The organism is Sphingobacterium corticibacterium (assembly GCF_004208525.1).
In the GTDB taxonomy this organism is placed as follows: domain Bacteria; phylum Bacteroidota; class Bacteroidia; order Sphingobacteriales; family Sphingobacteriaceae; genus Sphingobacterium; species Sphingobacterium corticibacterium.
In genome coordinates this window covers 238,366-258,176 of record NZ_SGIT01000001.1, presented here as the reverse complement: position 1 = coordinate 258,176, position 19,811 = coordinate 238,366, and the positions used below count along the sequence as shown (strand labels likewise).

Sequence of the window (19,811 nt, the reverse complement as noted above, 5' to 3'; positions counted from 1 at the left end):
TTTCCGTTTTACCTTTGGATTATACAACAACAACTAAAGGCAGATGATGAAGACAATAACGCCACATATTACCACGCATTTCAACCGGCATTTAACAATCTATTTAGATACGCTCGCCATACTTTGTTCGGCTGTACTGATTTATCTGTTTGTACAAACGGGGTTGAACAAAGTTTTATATCATACGGTATTTAGCATACAGATGGGAAAGCAGCCGCTACCGATATGGTCGAAACCTATCTTGGTATACGCGCTACCGACGATCGAATTATCAACAGTGCTTCTGCTGTGTATTACGAGAACGCGTGTTTGGGGGCTTTTGATCGCAACAGCCCTGATGTTCGCCTACACGATATATGCCTATTTGGCTTATCGCGAGGTATACGGATATGTGATCTGTGCCTGCGGGAAAGTATTTGAAGACATGGGCTGGCGGGAGCATTTTTATTTCAACGCCAAGCATACGTTGGTGGCATTAGCGGGATTCTATTTCGCGTATAAAAGCAAAACATTAAAAGCAACAAAAAAGAAAGAATAAAAAACTATGCATAGTGGCTTTCGACGGAAAGCCAACAAACGGTCTGACGATCGGGAAGCAAAGGCAGAACCTTTCGGGATTGCGACAATTCAGATATCCATATCCATAAGGAAAAAATTTTAGATCAGGCAAGTTGCCAAAACGTTCTGCCCCAGCTTAACCATCAGAGGCAAACCATTTTAACACCATTAAATTCAAAAAGATGAAAAAGCTCATTAAACTCGTGCCAATGATGGCACTACTATTAGGACTTGGCGTTTACACCGTAAACGCAAAAATGAAAGCGCTTGAAGCGGAGAATGCACTGACGGACCAGCAGTGGATTTACTCCCCGCCTGGATCAGCGGATGACCCAACAAATCAGGACTATTATCAACATTATTCTATGGGAGACCTTCAAGAAGAATGTGAAGACGGACTAGAAGTCTGTGGAGTTAGTGCCCCATCTACTAATCCAAGCAACCCAGCTGCAGGAAAACCTGATCTGACAGGTCTGGAAACAGATCTAGAGGAGGGTAATCCTAACGCTAACATTTTTCGCGGTAATTTTTCCAGATAACCGTAATAGTTGTCAAGAACGAAGGGAGCCTAAACCGCTCTCTTCCTTTTTATCTTTCGTTCTGCCGTATCCCGGACATTTGAACCACAGAAACCGGGATTAAGAATGCATAACGTTTTCCATTCGGTTCCAACGTATATCTATCGTCCCCTATCTCTCTCACCAATGTTTGCCGGTATCGCTCCTCCCTATTCAGCCTTCTTAAATCGCGCCAGCTCACGCCTCCCCGAAAAGCAAGTTGCTTCCTGCGTTCACTGATCGTTTTATCTAAAATTTCCAGCGCGTCGTTACTATTAAACACCTCAAAAACAGCACTGTCATATCGCTTCCGCATAAATTCATTCAGATACGTCAATGCTATTTCATTTTTCTGCAACCTTGCCGCGCATTCTGCTTTGATAAGGTATATCTCGTCTGTAGCCATACCACAGAACGGTAATCCAGAGGTACTACTTCCCGAATAATCTCCTTTAAACGTGAAAGATCCGTCGGCTTGCTCCACATAGAAAACCGTGCGCCGCAAATCTGCCTCGTCATAACTATCGAATAATTCTTCCGTTATTTTTGCTCTATTCCTGTAAAATACCTGCGATGTACCAAACATCGTTGCATGAAAAATTACTTCTTCATTAAAAATAGGAAACGGATTCACCATACTGCCGTCTACGAAATTGTAATCTATCAGATCACTTTGCAACATCAGACAAGAGTCGGCGTATTTTTCTGCTATTAGAAAGTCGTCCAGGGAGAGATATACGATGGATAGCGCCGCGTATGCCGCAGCTCTGGATGGGCGAGTAGGAACAACGGTCTGCTCCGGAAGAGTTTGCGAAGCGTATGTCAGATCCGATACTATTTGATTGAACGTTTCCGATATCGTGCTCCGTTCGGTTACAATATTAATATCGGCTCCCAATCTTAGGGGTATTCCCCATTGACCATCCCCGTCCTCCATATATGGAGGCGTATAAATTTGGGATAATTGAAAAAAGTTCCAACCTCTAAAAAAGAGAGCACTTCCCTTAATCGCTGCCCGGTCCTGCTCACGCCTACCTTTCAGCGCCACATCATCTATTTGATCGAGCACCACATTCGCGTAAAAAATACGAGTATACGCATTATGCCAGTCCTGTGAATTATCTGCTTTCTCATTCCACGAATAGATTTCACGGGTAATCTCCGTTCTGGCAGACCAGTCAGCCTCCGTTAAATAAAAATACGGTGATGCAATATCACCAGCCGCAGGATAGTTCTGGTTCATACCAACCTCGTAATCCAGAATCGCCTGTAGCTCTTTTAAGCCATCCGCTAAAGCCAGTGATCTATCCGGCTTTTCTTCCAAAAACGCTGCGCAGCCCAATTGTAAAAACAGGATTGCTGACATCCAATAGTATTTTATTATAATTTTCATAATCAAGTCCATTAAAATTCTGCCTTCAAACCAAACGTATAGCTTGTCGGTAGCGGCATCTCATTAAAATCCGGATCAACGTTGAGCGAATTTTTTGTCCAGATGACGCCAATATTTGATATATATCCCGTAACTGTCAAGCGCTTAAACGGCGTCCTTGCGATTACATCATTTCCAATGCTGTAGTTTAGATTAATATCCTGTAACCGGATATGATCTCCCCTTTCCACCAAGACATCAGCATCTCGGTAGAACTGATCCCGCCTGCTATCCACCGGATAAGCCGCCGATGGAATATATGTATGCATCTCGTCTCCCGGATTTTGCCATCGTTGGTAATAATCCGCATGGCCAACAGCTCCGCCGTACAATCCGAGATAGCTTATAGAGCGGCGTCGGAAGTAATAATCATACCTATAGCTCAAATTGACAGAGAGCGAAACTCCCTTCCACGAAAATGTATTCCGTATCGCCCCAAATTTCTGCGGTGTCGCCGAACCATGAAAAACAAGATCGCTTTCCTGTGCATTGTCAATTATATCCCTATAATCAGAAGATATTTCTCCCCCTACATATCCTTGGGGATTTCCATTTTCGGGGTTTAGACCGGCCGTGCGATAACTGACGATGTTATATGCACCGCGGCCTACTATCGGTGATATAGTGTGTCCACTGCCGACCATGCTACTTGGCCGGATAGCCTCTACCAGATATTTCTCTACTTTCGTTTTATTGAGACTGAAAAGCACGTTCGTATTCCATGAAAACGCTCCACGGAGATTTGCGCTTGCTATATTGATATCCATTCCCGTATTGCGTAACTGCGCGCTGTTTCTTGTCAACCTATTGAACCCTGTCGTGATGTCGGCAGGTTCAGCACTTATGACGTCCGTGGATTTTCGATTATAATATTCAATACTACCGCTGATCCTACGGTTCCGAGTAGCAAAATCAGCACCCACATTCCAAGTGGCAACCTGTTCCCATCGCAATGATGGGTTTGGCGGGTTAACAATAATGGCATACGGTAAACGTGTCTTTGAACTCAGAGACCTAAAATTGAGCGTTGTCAGTGCAGACAAGCTGTTATTTACGTTGCCCGTATATCCGTTTGTAGCCCTTAATTTAAGGTATGGTAAAGCATCAAGTTTATAAAACGGCTCATTTGATATCTCCCATGCGATACCCAGTGACCACAACGGTTTCCATTTATTATTCGTATCTGTCCCAAACAGGTTACTGGCGTCCCGTCTGGCACTTCCCGTCAGTACATATCTGTCTTTATAACTGTACGTACCGTTGAAATACATGGAGATGGCCCGGTTTACAAAACCGCTTAACCCAGCATTGTACGGAATCAACGAATTGGATGAAAGCCCGCCGTATATGGGATATCTGTTTATATAGTCGACCGATTGGTGCGTGAGATACCGTTCATCATAACCGTAAACACGGCTATTGCTGTTATCCGTGACACGGTTTCTTACTTCTGCACCCATAAATGCATTTATAGCATGATCTTTATGGGTATTATGGGTAAAATTAAGCTGGGTACGCAAGGAATGACCGTTACGTGTCCCTGTCGATTCATCCAAAATACCTCCATTGGGAACAATATATATCGTATTTCCACCTGCAATCTGGGTAAATCTGTTTATTAAGTTACGGGCGTACCACGAATCAACGCTGTAATGATGCTGTCCGTTATTCCTGGCGCTGTGATACTGGTATCTCACCGAGGCATCAAAAAATGAAAGAAAGCTGTATTTTACGCCAGCATTCAGCAACATATCATGTATACGGTTGGTGTTCTCCGAAGCGGTAATTTCGTCCAGCGGACGGTAGTGCCAGTCCAATAATTTTCCACCGCCTACCGTATCGACGAACCCTAACCGATAGTTACGCTCCAGTATGGCAGGATTCCCGTCATCATCTACCAATCGCGCATACGGATAAAGCGTGCCGCCTACATCCGATGTACGTATCTCTCCCGGATTATTATTTGCCGCCTTACTTCCCGTGTATGTTAGCCCCAGATCCAGATCCAGCCCCTTTGCCAATTTATACGTGTTGGACGTCCGTAATGACAAACGTTCGTATGCATTCCCGACTTCGCTCCTCAGATTCCCGTCGTACCCGACAGACGCGTTATAGTGGCTGCGTTGCGTCCCTCCCGATAACTGTAGATTATATTGTTGGTTAACCGCGTTTCTGTATAAATATCGACTTAGATCATCCCGCACATCCAATTGACGAAGTGCATCGATTGCTTGCTTTGCTTCGGTATCCGAATAAATCCCCGTCGCTTCCTTATTCAAAATCTCCACAACGGGCGTAACAACTGGCCAGGAAGTTCGGTCATTCAAAGCCCAGTTATATTCCCCTTTTTCGAAAAGAAACCTTTCGATGTCAATAAAATCAGAAGTCGTCATCTGCGGCGCATAAAAGAGATTCGGGCGCGCGGTGATACCGATATTGCTGGTAACTGACACATTGCTCTGCTCATGGAATACGCCCGATTTGCTCGTCAGCACGATAACGCCATTTCCAGCCCTTGCTCCCCAGATTGCAGCCGCAGCCGCATCCTTCAATACGGTTACGCTTTCAATGTCATTGGGATTGATATTCTCGATGTCCCCTTCGTAGGGGAAGTTGTCCAAAATGATAAGCGGTCTCGAAATTGCTCCAGTCAATGTACTTAAACCTCTGATCTGTAACGGTGCAGCAGACGACGAGCGCTTGTCGAAAAGCAGACTGTTCGCTATACCATCTAACCTACTGAGCACATCGGTACTTATCTGCCGATTAAAAAGTTCTTGATTGATATGTTCAAACGAACCTGTCAGATGCCGCTGTCTGGCCGTACTGTAACCCGTTGATACCACGACTTCTTCAATATCACTTTTTTTTTCCTTCAAATGAATGATTATTTCGCGAGATGCCCCCACTTCTACCTTTTCTTCCAGAAAACTTATGTGTGAAATAATCAGTTTCATCGATTCCCGTTTTCCTATCGACAGGCTAAATCTCCCCTGCTTATCGGTTACTGTTTCCAAGCTTTCCCCAACAACGCCTATACTGGCGCCTTCAATCGGGAGATCTGTCTCTGCATTTAGCACCCGGCCGCTGATGATATCTTGGCTACCCGCTGCCGTAATCATTAAAGGAATGTACAGCAATAATATACATCCCAGAATCTTGATTCCTTTTGTCATATTATTTCTGTTTTTGTGCCCTGTTTAAATCAACACAACTTTTCGTGACATAGCCGAGCGGTGTAAAGACCAGTTCGTCAACATTTGCTTCTATACCATCTTCCGACAGCACGAACATTTCCTGTTCTACTTCTCCGGCTACCAGATCAAAGCCCTCTTTCTGCAATGCTGCACGTATATCGGCCAACGAGTTGGACTCCTTGGAAAAATCTACATTATAAAACCCATTATATCCTGTTTTATCTACAATAGTTGGTATAGGGTCGGACGATAGCTTCCTGATAACCGTTGTCAATTCCTTGAATCCGAGGTTTCGGATATAGGTCTGGGCTCCCGATGGCGAGTTGCCCACATATTTCTCTTGTTCCTTTAGCCTATTAGGCACCCAGCCGTTTACAACGAATAGTTTTTCGTCATCATGATCTAAATTCCGACGAGTGACATTACGGATCTGTTTAAGTACCAGACAAGGCACCGTTACTGATTTTAGCTCCGCGCTCATCCCAAGAAAGCTATCCATGTCATTCCGGAGTCGCGCTCGCCGGCTTTCCGTTGACATGGTTATTGGCAGTACTGATTCATAACTGTATTTATTGACCCTGTCCCAAGCAAGCTTCCTCTGTATATCCGAAGCATCCTCCGTATGGTACACGATGTTATGCGGATCTTTAACCAAAAGAATCCGGTGTTCCGGTTTAAATTGGAGCCCTTTCAATGGTTTATCTTTTGTCGCCCCCGCAGCATACAGTTGTAATAAGGTCATATTCCCGAAGAACTCGTGCACCACCCCATTTAGTGAATCTGTTTTTGATTCAAAGGAAGTGGTCAGCCCATCAACGTACTTGACAAGACCACTATAAAAAGGATTTACCAATAATTCGTTCGGAGCCAAAAGAAGCTTTTCCTCTAGAGCAAACAGCTTAACCGAAGTGCTTGGGGCATTACTGCTCATCAGCTCCGTCAACATATGCACATCGACGTAAGCCGGCTTGGTTACCGCCCTTACCACATAATTCTCATCCAGAATAACGGTATGGGGAGAGGATGTCTTCGGAAACATTGCTGTTAAGACGGAATCTTCGATGACTGTATGGAATCTTCCCTCGAGAGACTTCATACCCGGCGCCCGGGTATTCCTCAAAAATGCGTTCATTCTTTCTTCAGACTCATGCCCTACGGGTATAACACGCACCTTTTCATCCACGTCATTTTCTAAAGAAAAAAGATGTGGCATAGCTGCGATACATGGCGCACAGACCGTATTCCAAAACTCTAGGATGATCCACTTTTCACCTCCGTAATTATGTAACCTATCTTGCACTAGGTTACGCTCGCTATTCAAGATTTTTAGCGGAACGTTGGGTACGGTATCCCCTATCTGTAGAGGCTTGATTTCGGTTTGCCCTTCGGCAGTCCGCGTTTCCGCGGACTGCGCCCAGGCTGTTGATAGATTAAACAACATGAAACAAATCAATGCCCAAACAGATGGCATTGATTTGGTCTTTGTTGTCTGATCAATTGAGCCCGCGAATAAGCGAGCAAATCTTTTTAATAGGTTTAAGAACTTCTTTGTATATATAGACGCTTGCTTTTCCCATAAGGTTGCATCTATATTTTTTTTGTGGATGTTTTTGTTTCGCAACGGAATTATTCCGTCTCGCCAAACAAAGGCCAGTCCTCTCCCACCCTTGTAAAAATTGTTCATTTTTTCGAGGTTTTTAGGGTGTGGCCTAAGGGGTTGGTTATTTTAAGATTGCTCCTATTTCTCCTTTGCGCCTAAGCTCGGTTTAGGCCACACAGTTAGTAAATTTGATGATGTTGGAATGCTGATTGATCAGTTGTACAATGTTTATAATACGGTATTGTAATGTCGCATTCTTTAGGCAAGCCTTAATGGCCCTACACACTGCTGCCCTAATCGGGCGGAGAAATTATTTTCTTGTAAAGTTGTTTTTTCATTGTTCTAATTCGTCTATACATATATCTCTCTGCTTTAACCCTATTTCGGAACCAATAGACCGATAAAAATCCCGAATTTCTCTAATAGGCCAATCCGTAGCATTCGCTATTTGTTGAAATTTCTCTTCGGCATTATCTAACCACTCATATACCTCGTGGTGATATTTTTCATCAATTGTGCCCAATAGCATATCTCTAAATTCTTCCCTTTCCATCATCGTCTTTTATTTATTAATTCCCAACTAAGCCAAACTACGCTTAGGCCAAAGGGATAAAATTTATTTTGCTAAAATAGAATGCGGACGATACGGACTGAATATTGTGTTATATTAGGGTTTATATTGCCTCACTCTCTAAAAGGTCACAAATGGTTAGCAAACCGGTCATTCCGGTGCTGCAATAAGTTTTCGAAAGAGTTGTTTTTTATACATTATTGCTTTTTAAGTTTATTAAACCCAAAAGCTTTCGAGAGAAATTATATATTATGCAGGCTCCCTCCGTGCGCTCAACACCCCCTAGGAAGGGCGGAAACCTAAATTTCCAAGCACGCGGCACGGAGAGAGCCCACACTTTGCAATATCAAATATACAAATTGCAGGCATTTTCTCACCGCTGCTTCGCGTGCTTTAAGATTTCCTAGGTCTTGTTGAGCAAAGCTTCTTAGTCAAAAATGCCACCTCATCTATGAGGTCATCAACAAATATAAGTATAAAAAATAAATAGGACAAATATGTCTCAAACAAAATGCTGATATTTTTTGATTTTCACTTCATGGCTGAGAGACAATATCGGGATCAAGACTATTTGGAAAAGCTGGGAAAGCATGTCAAAGCTCTACGAGAGGCTCGCGGATGGTCTCAAGAGTACTTTTCCAACCTATGCGATATTGAGATTAGACAGCTTGGTCGTATTGAACGAGCAGAAACCAATTCTACTATTTCAATATTAAAAAAGATAGCCGATAAACTTAAAATTTCCGTTTCTGAATTATTAGATTTTTAAAAAGATGAAGGACTTTTTAAAAAATGGTTTCATCAACATCTTCTTTAATAATTTGATACCAAAGCATTGAATTATAAAACTTTTTTAGAACCTAAATCATATGCTACACCTAGGGAAACACCTAATAGAGTCTATGTCTATATTCTAAATGCGGACAGGACAATCTTAAAACTAAATCCAACTCTGGAAAAATTTGGGTACAGATTTATTTGGGTAGATGCAACAGAATTTGAAGTAAATTTTTCAGAAATTTTCAATGTTCCTAAAGGTGATCGACCACATACAATTATGATTTTATGTGAAAAAAAAATAACTACCTTAATTTTTTAAAACTACAAGTATAAATAGATGAATATTTCGGAGGAACCACGCCAGCGATTTCGATCAAACCGTGCCACTATAAAAGATCATGCAATCTATTTTTCAGATCTATCTCTACCCAAAGGTAGCAACTCGAATGATCCTTTTATCAGGCCACTAGTGAAAGGAAAAAATGAAAAGCTACAGATCTTATCAGACTAAACCTAGGATCAAAATTGAAAGATTCTAAAAATAGCTGTTTTTTTCAATGAAAACACACATTTAAATTTTTTTTAGACAGATGTAGATTTCCTATATTTGAGAATATATCTCAGTGTTAAAATCCGAGCAGTGAAAAACTCTTCTATAGCAATTTACATTTATATTTTTTTTTCATCGTTTACAATTATATATTAGTAAAATGTATATAGAGTCGGGAAATGGGTAAAGTTAGGTATTTAGGTTCAAAGGCAAGATTAGTACAGGAAATTATTAATAGAGTTGGTTTCTCCTCTGAAGGTAGGTTCATAGACCTCTTTTGCGGAACAGGTTCAATTTCCCTCGCTGCAGGGCTCAACAATTGGAAAGTATCGGCTAATGATACACTTTTAGCTGCAGCAACTCTAACTAGTGCCAAATTAATAAGTCTTTCTGAAGCCAAATTTATCAAACTTGGAGGCTACCAATCGGTAGTAAATGATTTGAATAATGTAGACCTAGAAGAAGGTTTTTTCTATAGAGAATATAGTTCTTCTGCTGAAAATAAAGAGATGATTGAACGGCCTTATTTTTCAATCCAAAATTCAAAAAAAATTGATGCAATAAGATCGAAAATAAGAAGTTTGGCTCAAGAAAACTTAATTAATGAACATGAACGTACGGTTCTTCTCGCAGATCTTATAGAATCTGCAAATGAAGTTGCCAATATTGCAGGAACATACGGCTGTTTTCTAAAGAAATTATCTAAGAATGCTTTGTCTCCTCTTTTATTAAAACCAAGGGACTTACTTTTAAAAAAGATCGACTGGGCTATTTCCCAAGAAGATGCTTTAAATGTTAATATGGAGATTGAAGATACTGTTTATATAGATCCCCCTTATACGAAAAGACAATATGCAGCGTATTACCATATCCCCGAGACAATTGCGAATGACGATGAACCAGACGTTTCTGGTATCACAGGTTTAAGACCATGGCATTCAAAAGCGTCTGATTTTTGCTATAAAACAAGGGCTAGTGTTGCTCTTGACAATCTTATAAAAATAATCCCCTCAAAGAGAGTATTTATTTCATACAGTTCCGAAGGTCATATAAATGAACAAGATTTAATGAAAATAGCGAATTCTTACGGTAAAACTAGTATTACATATTTTGAGAATTTTGGCAGATATATTTCGAACAAAGCATCTAGTAATCATGCTAAAAAAAATCCTTTGACAGAATTTTTAATTGAAATTAACAGATAAGGTAATGGCAAAGAATACAAGTTATCAAGAAGCATTACTGGAGGATCTAAAAGCAGAATTAGAAAATATTCTATCTGATATCAGTGAATCTGATAAAGCTAGTGAATTGCAACTTCAATTTTTAGAACATGTCTCTTCTTTTTTAGGAGGTTTTAATATCTCTCAATATCATAGTCTTCTTGATATTGAGAGATATGAATATAATTTAAATGTAGCCGAAGAATTTGCAGTTAAAATAAAAAAATCTCCACTACCTAGCTCGATTTTACTCGGGATCCTTGCAACCGAAAATTTGAATAATATAGAGAAGAAAAGCAAAGGTGTTTATTATACGGACTATAGATTGGCTAGCCTTATGGGACAAAAGATGGCTAATAGATATTCCGAATTAGTTCAGAATAAGCAAGAGTCGATTTCAATTATAGATCCATCTTGTGGCTCAGGTATCCTTTTGTGCTCATTTCTCGAAGAAATAAAAGATTGCTATGCTATAGATACTATAATATCAAACAATATATATGCGATAGATATTTCAAAACATGCTATACGTGCTGCACTACTATCTATTTCATCTTACACGGCTAATCTAGATGTCATTAGTTCTTTAAAGGAGCACTTGTTATTGGCAGATAGTCTGAATGAAAAACAAAGTTTAGTTAACTTGGTTTCTCCAAAAGGATTTGATATGATAATAGGGAATCCTCCATGGGAAAAACTCAAGCTAACCAGACATGAATTCGAGTTATCGAATGGCAATACTATACATTATGGGACCCTATTTGACAAGCTTTCACAAGACCAGCTTAACGAGTTTAATCAAAAAAAATTAGCTTTAAAGAAATATGCAAAGGAAACAAAATACATAAAAGAAACTAAAGGTGAAAAAGATTTATATGTAGCGTTCTTAAATTTAGGCCTTGATCTTCTAAAAGAGAATGGTGAGATGATCCAACTTATCCCAGCATCTCTGATTAGGAATCAACAAACAGCAACATTGAGAAAAGCTATGATTAATAATAGTATATCAATGTCAATAAAGCTTTTCGACAATAAAGCTCGCTATTTTCAAATTGATGGGAGGTTCAAATTCGTAATGTTACAGCTACGAAAAGGTACTGGTTCAAAGCAAATTTCATTCAGTGTAAATAATTCTAAGACCAAAGATCCAATTGAGATAAAAACTAAAGAACTAGAAAAAATACGTCCGGATTTTTCTTTACCCGAAGTCAATACAAAAGATGAATGGAATTTGTTTTACAAAATTAGCAACACATTTCCCTCATTTGGTATGAAAAATTCTATATGGGAGCATTCCTATAACAGAGAAATCGACATGACTCTTGATAAAAATATGTTTATAACCGGTATTCAGAATATTAGAGAAGGTTTAATTCCTATTCTCGAAGGAAGAATGATACACCAATTTATCACAGGGGCCAAAGCTTACATCTCTGGTTCGGGACGCAAGGCGAGATGGGAACAATCTATATTTAATAATATATCAAACTTTAGATCTCAATATTATATAAAAGAAGATAGTCTATCGTATTCTCAATTAGAGAAGACAAAGAAATGGCGAGTAGGATTTTGCGATATAACCGGACAAACAAATGAAAGAACTATGCTTGCAGCCTATGTTCCGCCTGGGTGCATTTGCGGCAATAAAGTCCCAACAATTGAATTTATACATGAAGAACAGTTCCCTCGTTTATCAATTCTCTGGTTAGCTATTGCGAATAGTTTTATATTTGATTGGTTAATACGAAAGGTAATAACTACTAATGCTAATTTCTTTATTGTAGATAGTATCCCAATTCCTATAGTAAATACTTCTAACATATTAGCTTCAAAAATAATAGAACTAACAGAAAATATAATTTTCAGACAAAATGCATCTTATACTTGGGAAACCGGTGAGATTCGTGCAAAAATAGATGCATTAATAGCGAATCTATATGGTCTAAATAAAAATGAATTAGATATTATACTCAACGATTTTCCTATTGTAGACAAATTGCAACCTAAAGTTGAAAATGAGCTAAACAGTAACATAACCAAAGATATAATAGCACTGGAATTCCTCAAAACCAAGGAAAACTATGAAACTGAAATAAAAATTTTAAATGATAAAATAACTTTATATAAAAAAGCTGGGGCAATTCCATTTGTGCCAAGTCAATTTAAAACACAAAATTATGACAGAGTCAGAAATTAAACCAAGTAAACCGATAATCGCATTTTTTCAAGAAGTCGTTCGAGGCGATATACGAAAATTTAATTTAAAATCAAATGATTCGCCCACGGGAGGCGGAGCACGAGATCTAAGAATAAGTCCAGTTTCTGACTATTGGGACCACCTCCTATTATTTTTTCCTAATCGCATTTCAGATCGAGAATATACTGGAAAGATTAGGTCTGAAAACAACGTCAAAACAATTACTCTAATGGGCCCAACAACCAGTAGACGTAATGAATGTAGAATATGCAAAATAGCGCAAATAGATAATTGGAATATTGCTCAAGAATATTATGAAAGTATTATAAACTCTGGAAATAAGTGGATTTACTTACTTATCTTAGATGAAAATAAGAATGTGTGGGCATCCAAATTCTCTACTGATAAGTTATATCAGATGCACGATGCTGTTTCTGCAAAAATAACTCCTTTACTCAGCGATAATCGTACAATAAGGGGCTTTGTACATTTTAATTAAAAATATGACAACCGAAGATCAAGCTAAGATTTTATTAAATAATCTTAAAGATTATAAAAATGTATTACTTTTAGGTCCTCCTGCGTCTGGAAAATCAATGTTGATGGCTGAGGTAGGAAAAGCATTTATGGGAAAACTTGACGTTACACCAGAAATTAAGCCGTCTGACGCTGTGCCGATTCCTGCTGTTACCTCAGCTAAAATTCCGGAGTGGATGCCATCTTCTAACAGAACAGACAGACGTATATTTCATATTACTTTCCATCAGGGAACTAAACATCGAGATTTTGTTAGTGGTATCATACCTAATTTACAGAAAGGAGATTTCGGATTTAGAACTGTAAGAGGAGTGCTTTTAGAAGCAAATAATCATGCTTTAAACGGAGGTGCATCACTAATATTAATTGATGAAATGAATAGAGGTCCTGCTGTTTCAATCTTCGGGGATACTTTGACAGCAATTGAAGCTGATAAAAGATTAGATGAAAATGACAAACAGCTTTATTCTTCTGCACCTTTTAAAACTTTTGATGAAGCTACTGGAGAGCCTACGGATGTATTCCTATCAGCTCATGTTTATATATTATCGTCAATGAATGAAGCTGACTCTTCAGTAGAAGCCTTAGACATAGCATTTCTACGGAGATTCAAATCGGTAAGATTGTCCCCTTCTGAGCAGTTAATAAAAGATCATTTTAATATTATTGAAAATTCTGATCTTCCAAAGGTTCCTGAAAACATTGATCATATTGTATCAGGAGTTTTCTATGCTTGGACGTTTGTCAATGAACGTATTTCAATAGGAAAAGGAGATGCTTTCAAAATAGGACATGGAGTAATCTTAGGGAAAAATAAACCTTCAAATCTGGAAGACGCAAAACAATGGGCAATTGATTGTTGGAGTACTATTGACTCTTTGACAAAAGAATTATTTTATGGAAATGATGAGGCACTTGCAGTTGTATATAATGCTAAAGCGGGCAACCATTACAAAATGGAGGAATTTGAATTTGGTAATGAACGAATAGAAAAATTATTAGAACCTATAATTAATAAAGAAAATATTTTTAAAATATTAAGGGAAGTTGCAGGCTATTAGTATGCTAAAAACTATTACTTTACATGAGTACGGCGAATTTGTAAGTTTGACTTCAATTGCCAATACCTTGGAGATGTCTAAAGAGAGGCTCTGGAGTTTAATTCTCAAAGGTCTTAAAAAGCTTTCGAATGCCTATCCGAAACAGGGTTTTTTAGAGACCAAATCTCTAGATACTTTTAGATTTGCAGGAATCGCTGGAATACTTGCATTAAGTCCAACCCTTCACATAGAAATAGTTCCAAAATTTCTTTCCGTTGATGATAATCAATGGAAAGACGACTTTCTATTTCTTGCACTCCTAACTAATGATGGCCATCTATTTGAAAAACACCTCCATCGGGCTTCAGGCAAATCAAATAACTTATATGAGATAATCGCTAAAATATGGGTAGATAATTTTGAAAAAAACCAACGTAGAATTATTAAAACTTATGTCAAAAATAAATGGACGGATTTTTCTTTAGATGGCGATTTTGAAGAAGAAGATATAATTATTCCAAGTTCAGAAGGTTATCCCCAGAAAGGACTTAAACTTTCTAAAGCAAATAATTATAATAAAATTTTATTAGAAGCGTGTGAAATACTTCTGTTAAGAATAAAGAAGGCAGGACTATATGAACGTCTATCACGCGCAAAAATATCACTTCAAAACGATTTAAAAGGTTACATTAAAACAAAGAATACTCCAAATCTTTCTAGAAATAATAATTGGAATGAATTATTAATATTGGCAAAGCTTCTTATAGATAATAGATCAATCAGCTATCATGGAGGGAATATCTCTCTAATGCCTGGTTTTATAATACGTACAGACAAGTTATGGGAGCGATTTCTCCGTAAAGCAGCTCAAAAAGCTTTTCCAGAAATAACAATTGCTAAAAACAGTTATTGTATTGGATACCGACACTACAAAAATGGAAAAATATCTAAGATTAATGCTACTCCAGACATATCTTTTCATTTCGGAGAAGAAATCATTTTAGCTGACGCAAAATATAAATCCGTTAATGAGCAGAACGCCACTCGTTCTGGAAATGCTATAATCTCAAGCTCTGATTTTTACGAATCCCTTGCATTTATGCAAGCAACGAATACCAATAATTTATTACTTATATATCCAAACACTCTAAAAGTTCATGAAGATTCTATTCAATATTTGGAGGATATTACCTCAAATAATCGAACTATTTGTGCCCTTTCACTGGGTGTTACGGATATATCTTCAAAAAATGGATTTAAAAAAGTTGTTGAAAACTTAAAAAAAGTAATAACGAATCATAAACAACAAGTAACCTGTTGAGATAGATTTTTTCCCTTCCATGTCATCTTTTTGAATATTCCGACAAAAGTACACGCCGGTTCCGGACGAAAGTAAACCAGAGTTAGTGACCAATAGAATCTACAAGCAAGCCTTATTCTTCCAGTTACTACTCCTTTGAACAACACATACATCAATAATTTTGGTGTCTACGAACTGAGTGATGGTTATAAGGATTTTTTACTCAGGGAAACTGACCAAGATTCCCTCGATGAGTTTTTTGAGGACAAGTATGAGGTGAGGGTTTAGCTTCCATCACTATTTAAATATTTATCCACATCAAGTTTATCTAACTGATTTTTAATGTCAATAGTTAATTTTGAGAACACTTTTTTATTGATGTCGCTTTCTTCTAAGGTATGACCATAAAGCATCTGATTAAATAGATGCTTATTAATACTTCCATCGTTTCGTTTGAAAAGCGTACCAAACTCTTTTCCTAACGACGATAGATAAGAGTCTTTATATACTATTTTCTTGTTTATGAGATCAGCTGCAAGATCTTTATGATTCTCATATATCTTGTTAATCTTAAGAACTTCGTTTAGTTTACTACTTTTAGAAGTATCATCCTCATAATAATCCTTAAAATTTAACTCTAGATATTTTTCTGAATTCTCAGAATTTCTATTTGCACAATACAAAGCAATGCTTTCCTCTGTTAGGGAGAATCCGAGATCATGATGTTTTCCGTTAATGTCATCATAATACAAATTATATTTTAAGTCATGGGTACTCTTTAAATGATTACAATTATTACATACGGGAATTAAATTCGCAAGAGTAATTGAAAACATTGGAAATTTAGATTTTGGAATGTGATGATCTGCTTGTAGCCGCATAGTTCTCTTATCATCATCTAGTAAAACTGTATGCTGAGCATTACAATATACACACGATTTAATACCAAGCTCTTTATAGAAACTGTGCAGAAGCTTCATATCACCAGATCGCAACTCTGTATACATCAATAGAGATTGTATCTTATCACTGAAAGCTTTATCTATTGGATTGTTCTCATTTAGTTCCTTGGTCTTCTCCAATATCTTTTTGAATGTCGAAGGATTCATGAACATCAGATCAGAAACATTAGATATTTTTTTTAAAATTATGTTATACTCTATATCTTTTGCTGGTGATTTTCCTATTTTATATACCTTGACAACTTTCTTATTTTTAGCTAACTTCCCGCCATATTTAAACTCAGGTTTAGTTACAAATTCGTCAATCCGATTCTGTACTTTTTTTAAGAAGTCAGTAAAATCATCAGTTTTTTTAAGCTTTTCTACGATTGTTTCAAAAGAGCTATATGGTATTTGCCTCATAATATTTTAATTATTATGTTTTTTGTAGAACGCTAATAATGTGTCGTAAGATGGTGTACTATGGTCAACAGAATCCTTCTCTTTAAGTTCCTTCAACATCTCTAACAGAGAATTTCTTATAAGAGGTTCTCCAATGATCAAAATTCTATCCTTAATTAACTGATAAGTAGTTTTCTCAAGTTTAACCTTGAGAGAGTTATTATTATTTAACAGCCAAGACAACTCACTTATCAAAAGATTCACATATTGCTTTGCGAATTCTCCCATGCTTCCACCTTCCAAGAAAAACTCATCCTTTAAAAGGTCGTGAATATTAGCAGCAAAAGAGTTAATTAGATTATTCTCTGCTGCAGGTGAACCATTACTGATTTTTAGAATCTTCTGCGAGGGTATATCAGACAATATAAATGGTGAATGCGTTGAAAAAAGTATATTTATACTTCCAAATATGTTGGCATTTATAGGTAACCTCGAAAGAAAACCTACTAATTTAGACAAATATTCCCGTTGGTAATCAGGATGAAAATATAATTCAATCTCATCCAATACAATATTAACTGCTCGAAATTTGATCTCTTGCGTTTTATTGGACTTAATATTATTCTCGAATTTAGATTCTATATTTTGTATATGATACAAAATATTCGATATAGATGCCAACTGCTGCTGCTCTCCAGAACTCAAATCGTTAGCATTAATGTTGTCGTTATAAATATAATCGTAACTAAACAAAGGGGGAATCATTAGATGTCTATCAACAAATTTCACCTTTTTAAATCTCTTCGTATCAAAACCTAAGCTTGATAAATTTTGAGTTAAGATAGCTGAGATTTCATGATAGATATCATCTAATTTTATGGGAACATTCCTTTCATAAATACTTTTTAAATTGGGGATCTTTAGAAAGGCAATTACCTGTTTAAATTTATCGGTCACATGACTATTATCACGATCAATCTGACTTAAAATGGGCTTGAAAACTACATCGTCACCGCCTTCTAATATGCTTTTAAATTTCGGCCAAAAAGCATGGTACGAGCTATAATACCAGCAAATTTTGTATACCTTAGAGATAAGGTAAAGTTCGTATGCAGGATCAACATCCTCATCAAAACCATAATGATTACTAATCCTTTTAAAAATTTTATCAACTCGATCTTTAGGTAAAAGCTCTATATACTCTTTTATAATCTCCCTTTTTCTATATAATTCAGCATTGTTATATTCTGCGTTTAATACATTTTGTTTGGTCTTTCTCTCTTTCACGGAAAGATTGAAATTTTTACGAAACTTTGTGATTGACTTGGATTCACCTGTAATTAATACATGAGTAAAAGTCTTTTCATTACCTATATCTCTAAATGATCTAAATTGCTCCGATTTTTCACCATTTTTTATTATATCATAATCATGTAATCGCAGAAGATTGATTAAAAGCCTTTGTTTTGTTAGATGTTTTTCCTTGTTTACATCAATATTACCATTATCTCTCAAGGGCGTAATAACGATCGGAGTTTGATAACTATCATTTTTATGTGTTAATGCAGACAACCAATCAAAGTCTTTATCACTTACACCTACGTAATCAAGAGAGTTAAGTGAATACAAAGAATAATTTATACCTAAAGTATAGAACATATCTATATATTTTGATATATTTTCCTTGCGTTCTGAAAAAACGACTACGCCATCATGACCAACGTTTCCTTTATACAAAGCCACTCTATTCTTGCTCCTTTTCTTATCAAGATAGGTAAGCTTGAAGATACTGTCGAATTCAAAATATATTTCAAAATTTAGGTCGGCAATCTCATGTAATTTGCGGCCATACCGATCATAATCTATCAAGCCTTCTTGAAGTGATAAATTATACATAAGCATATAAAACAAATCCAATAGAGTACTTTTACCACTACCATTTTTCCCAACAATAGCATTAATGTTTACGCTCAAATTATTAAATCCAGTACTCGTCTCCAAATCGTTTTCAAAGAAAGAAAGATCATATAAGTTATATCTGTCGTATTTGTATCGGAGGACTCCATCAAATACCCTTAGATTACTATCAAAAAAATAGCTTTCTTTTTCTTTTAATATCTTGAACAATTTTGGGTTTGACTTTAATGTTCGAAAGCCTAGCAACTTAAAAGTTCCTTTTAAAGTATCTTGATTTGCACTGTCTTGCCACACATAAGCCGTTTTAACTAACTCAGGAACAGATATGTTTTGCGAGAAATTTGAAGGTTCTTCATTCAATATAAAAAACAGCCTTTCGCTTCGCTTCAATGAATCTTCCAAAGACAAATTCCTACTTCCGTTTATAAGATAATTGATCGTCCATTTGTCCAAAGGGATATATCTTTCAGGTTGAACCCAAAATGAAAAAATAGAGAGCAATGTAGCTTCAACACCAAATGCACTTAATGTAAAGGAAAAATCCTTTTGGGTCACTCTTTGCTCCTTCAGCAAGCTCTCAAAATATTTCCAAAGTAATATAGCGTCTTTATCACTTTTCAAACGTATTGCTTGAACCGATACAGGCGTAGGGCAACCGTCGAAATCGATGTCCTCAAACGATTTTCCGACATCTAATACATTCAACAAAGCATTTATTCTCCTAATTCGGTTTTCCTTCTTACTAGATCTATTATTAATACTTACGAAAATCTGTAAAGGATCAATATGAGGCTCAGTGTCCCAATCGTTATTTGAAAGTCTTTCTTGTACTATGTCATAAGATTTATATAACCAACTGAACTCGGTTTCGTACAAACTCTGCTTTTTGAGAAATAGTTCTATTAAATGTAATCCTACACCATCTACTTTGTGTATACTCACAAGTTCTTGAAGTCTGTTTGATAAAATTTTATGAATATCAATCCACGTAGTCATATAATGTCCAATA

Annotated in this window: 14 protein-coding genes; 8 read left to right on the top strand and 6 right to left on the bottom strand. The window is 37.1% G+C overall.

Annotation, left to right across the window (positions count from 1 at the left end; genetic code table 11):
* Positions 1-43: 43 nt before the first annotated feature.
* Complete coding sequence (locus EWE74_RS01120; protein ID WP_130139704.1) at positions 44-538, top strand: MauE/DoxX family redox-associated membrane protein; 495 nt, start codon at positions 44-46, stop codon at positions 536-538.
* A 202-nt stretch (positions 539-740) separates the two neighbouring features.
* Positions 741-1,097 (top strand): hypothetical protein, encoded by a 357-nt coding sequence (locus tag EWE74_RS01115; RefSeq protein ID WP_130139703.1) that lies wholly within the window; start codon positions 741-743, stop codon positions 1,095-1,097.
* 49 nt (positions 1,098-1,146) lie between these two features.
* On the opposite strand, the gene EWE74_RS01110 is transcribed toward EWE74_RS01115, so the two are convergent.
* The 4 genes from EWE74_RS01110 to EWE74_RS01095 form a co-directional block, all read right to left on the bottom strand.
* A complete protein-coding gene (locus EWE74_RS01110; protein ID WP_165384612.1) occupies positions 1,147-2,508 on the bottom strand; it encodes a RagB/SusD family nutrient uptake outer membrane protein in 1,362 nt (453 codons plus the stop codon).
* Positions 2,509-2,519: 11 nt separating this feature from the next.
* A complete protein-coding gene (locus tag EWE74_RS01105) occupies positions 2,520-5,723 on the bottom strand; it encodes a SusC/RagA family TonB-linked outer membrane protein (RefSeq protein ID WP_130139701.1) in 3,204 nt (1,067 codons plus the stop codon).
* A 1-nt stretch (position 5,724) separates the two neighbouring features.
* Complete coding sequence (locus EWE74_RS01100) at positions 5,725-7,428, bottom strand: TlpA family protein disulfide reductase (protein WP_130139700.1); 1,704 nt, start codon at positions 7,426-7,428, stop codon at positions 5,725-5,727.
* Between the two features lie 250 nt (positions 7,429-7,678).
* Entirely contained in the window at positions 7,679-7,900 is a 222-nt protein-coding gene (locus tag EWE74_RS01095; protein WP_130139699.1) for a hypothetical protein, read from the bottom strand.
* 553 nt (positions 7,901-8,453) lie between these two features.
* Here EWE74_RS01095 and EWE74_RS01090 point away from each other — a divergent pair.
* The 6 genes from EWE74_RS01090 to EWE74_RS01065 all read left to right on the top strand — a co-directional run bounded on the left by EWE74_RS01090 (position 8,454) and on the right by EWE74_RS01065 (position 15,563).
* Positions 8,454-8,684, top strand: a complete 231-nt coding sequence (locus tag EWE74_RS01090; RefSeq protein ID WP_130139698.1) for a helix-turn-helix domain-containing protein — start codon at positions 8,454-8,456, stop codon at positions 8,682-8,684.
* Between the two features lie 740 nt (positions 8,685-9,424).
* Positions 9,425-10,450 (top strand): DNA adenine methylase, encoded by a 1,026-nt coding sequence (locus tag EWE74_RS01085; protein ID WP_130139697.1) that lies wholly within the window; start codon positions 9,425-9,427, stop codon positions 10,448-10,450.
* Positions 10,451-10,454: 4 nt separating this feature from the next.
* Positions 10,455-12,665, top strand: a complete 2,211-nt coding sequence (locus tag EWE74_RS01080) for an Eco57I restriction-modification methylase domain-containing protein (protein WP_130139696.1) — start codon at positions 10,455-10,457, stop codon at positions 12,663-12,665.
* Positions 12,646-13,164, top strand: a complete 519-nt coding sequence (locus EWE74_RS01075) for a hypothetical protein (RefSeq protein ID WP_130139695.1) — start codon at positions 12,646-12,648, stop codon at positions 13,162-13,164. Before EWE74_RS01080 ends, EWE74_RS01075 begins: the two co-directional genes overlap by 20 nt.
* A gap of 4 nt (positions 13,165-13,168) precedes the next feature.
* Positions 13,169-14,263, top strand: a complete 1,095-nt coding sequence (locus tag EWE74_RS01070) for an AAA family ATPase (RefSeq protein ID WP_130139694.1) — start codon at positions 13,169-13,171, stop codon at positions 14,261-14,263.
* 1 nt (position 14,264) lies between these two features.
* Positions 14,265-15,563: a 5-methylcytosine restriction system specificity protein McrC gene (locus EWE74_RS01065; protein ID WP_130139693.1), complete on the top strand. Its 1,299-nt coding sequence runs from the start codon at positions 14,265-14,267 to the stop codon at positions 15,561-15,563.
* A gap of 263 nt (positions 15,564-15,826) precedes the next feature.
* On the opposite strand, the gene EWE74_RS01060 is transcribed toward EWE74_RS01065, so the two are convergent.
* Together EWE74_RS01060 and EWE74_RS01055 are read right to left on the bottom strand one after the other, a co-directional pair.
* Positions 15,827-16,906, bottom strand: coding sequence for an HNH endonuclease (locus EWE74_RS01060; RefSeq protein WP_130139692.1), 1,080 nt, complete (start codon positions 16,904-16,906; stop codon positions 15,827-15,829).
* 6 nt (positions 16,907-16,912) lie between these two features.
* On the bottom strand, positions 16,913-19,798 hold the full coding sequence (locus EWE74_RS01055; RefSeq protein ID WP_130139691.1) for an AAA family ATPase: 2,886 nt from the start codon (positions 19,796-19,798) through the stop codon (positions 16,913-16,915).
* Between the last annotated feature and the right edge of the window lie 13 nt (positions 19,799-19,811).

Excerpts from the sequence above, each read along its gene's own strand:
- EWE74_RS01065 (WP_130139693.1), top strand. The coding sequence starts at position 14,265 with ATGCTAAAAACTATTACTTTACATGAGTACGGCGAATTTGTAAGTTTG.
- EWE74_RS01115 (WP_130139703.1), top strand. The coding sequence starts at position 741 with ATGAAAAAGCTCATTAAACTCGTGCCAATGATGGCACTACTATTAGGA.
- EWE74_RS01100 (WP_130139700.1), bottom strand. The coding sequence starts at position 7,428 with ATGAACAATTTTTACAAGGGTGGGAGAGGACTGGCCTTTGTTTGGCGA.
- EWE74_RS01080 (WP_130139696.1), top strand. The coding sequence starts at position 10,455 with ATGGCAAAGAATACAAGTTATCAAGAAGCATTACTGGAGGATCTAAAA.
- EWE74_RS01085 (WP_130139697.1), top strand. The coding sequence starts at position 9,425 with ATGGGTAAAGTTAGGTATTTAGGTTCAAAGGCAAGATTAGTACAGGAA.
- EWE74_RS01075 (WP_130139695.1), top strand. The coding sequence starts at position 12,646 with ATGACAGAGTCAGAAATTAAACCAAGTAAACCGATAATCGCATTTTTT.
- EWE74_RS01055 (WP_130139691.1), bottom strand. The coding sequence starts at position 19,798 with ATGACTACGTGGATTGATATTCATAAAATTTTATCAAACAGACTTCAA.
- EWE74_RS01060 (WP_130139692.1), bottom strand. The coding sequence starts at position 16,906 with ATGAGGCAAATACCATATAGCTCTTTTGAAACAATCGTAGAAAAGCTT.
- EWE74_RS01070 (WP_130139694.1), top strand. The coding sequence starts at position 13,169 with ATGACAACCGAAGATCAAGCTAAGATTTTATTAAATAATCTTAAAGAT.
- EWE74_RS01110 (WP_165384612.1), bottom strand. The coding sequence starts at position 2,508 with ATGAAAATTATAATAAAATACTATTGGATGTCAGCAATCCTGTTTTTA.
- EWE74_RS01095 (WP_130139699.1), bottom strand. The coding sequence starts at position 7,900 with ATGATGGAAAGGGAAGAATTTAGAGATATGCTATTGGGCACAATTGAT.
- EWE74_RS01090 (WP_130139698.1), top strand. The coding sequence starts at position 8,454 with ATGGCTGAGAGACAATATCGGGATCAAGACTATTTGGAAAAGCTGGGA.
- EWE74_RS01105 (WP_130139701.1), bottom strand. The coding sequence starts at position 5,723 with ATGACAAAAGGAATCAAGATTCTGGGATGTATATTATTGCTGTACATT.
- EWE74_RS01120 (WP_130139704.1), top strand. The coding sequence starts at position 44 with ATGATGAAGACAATAACGCCACATATTACCACGCATTTCAACCGGCAT.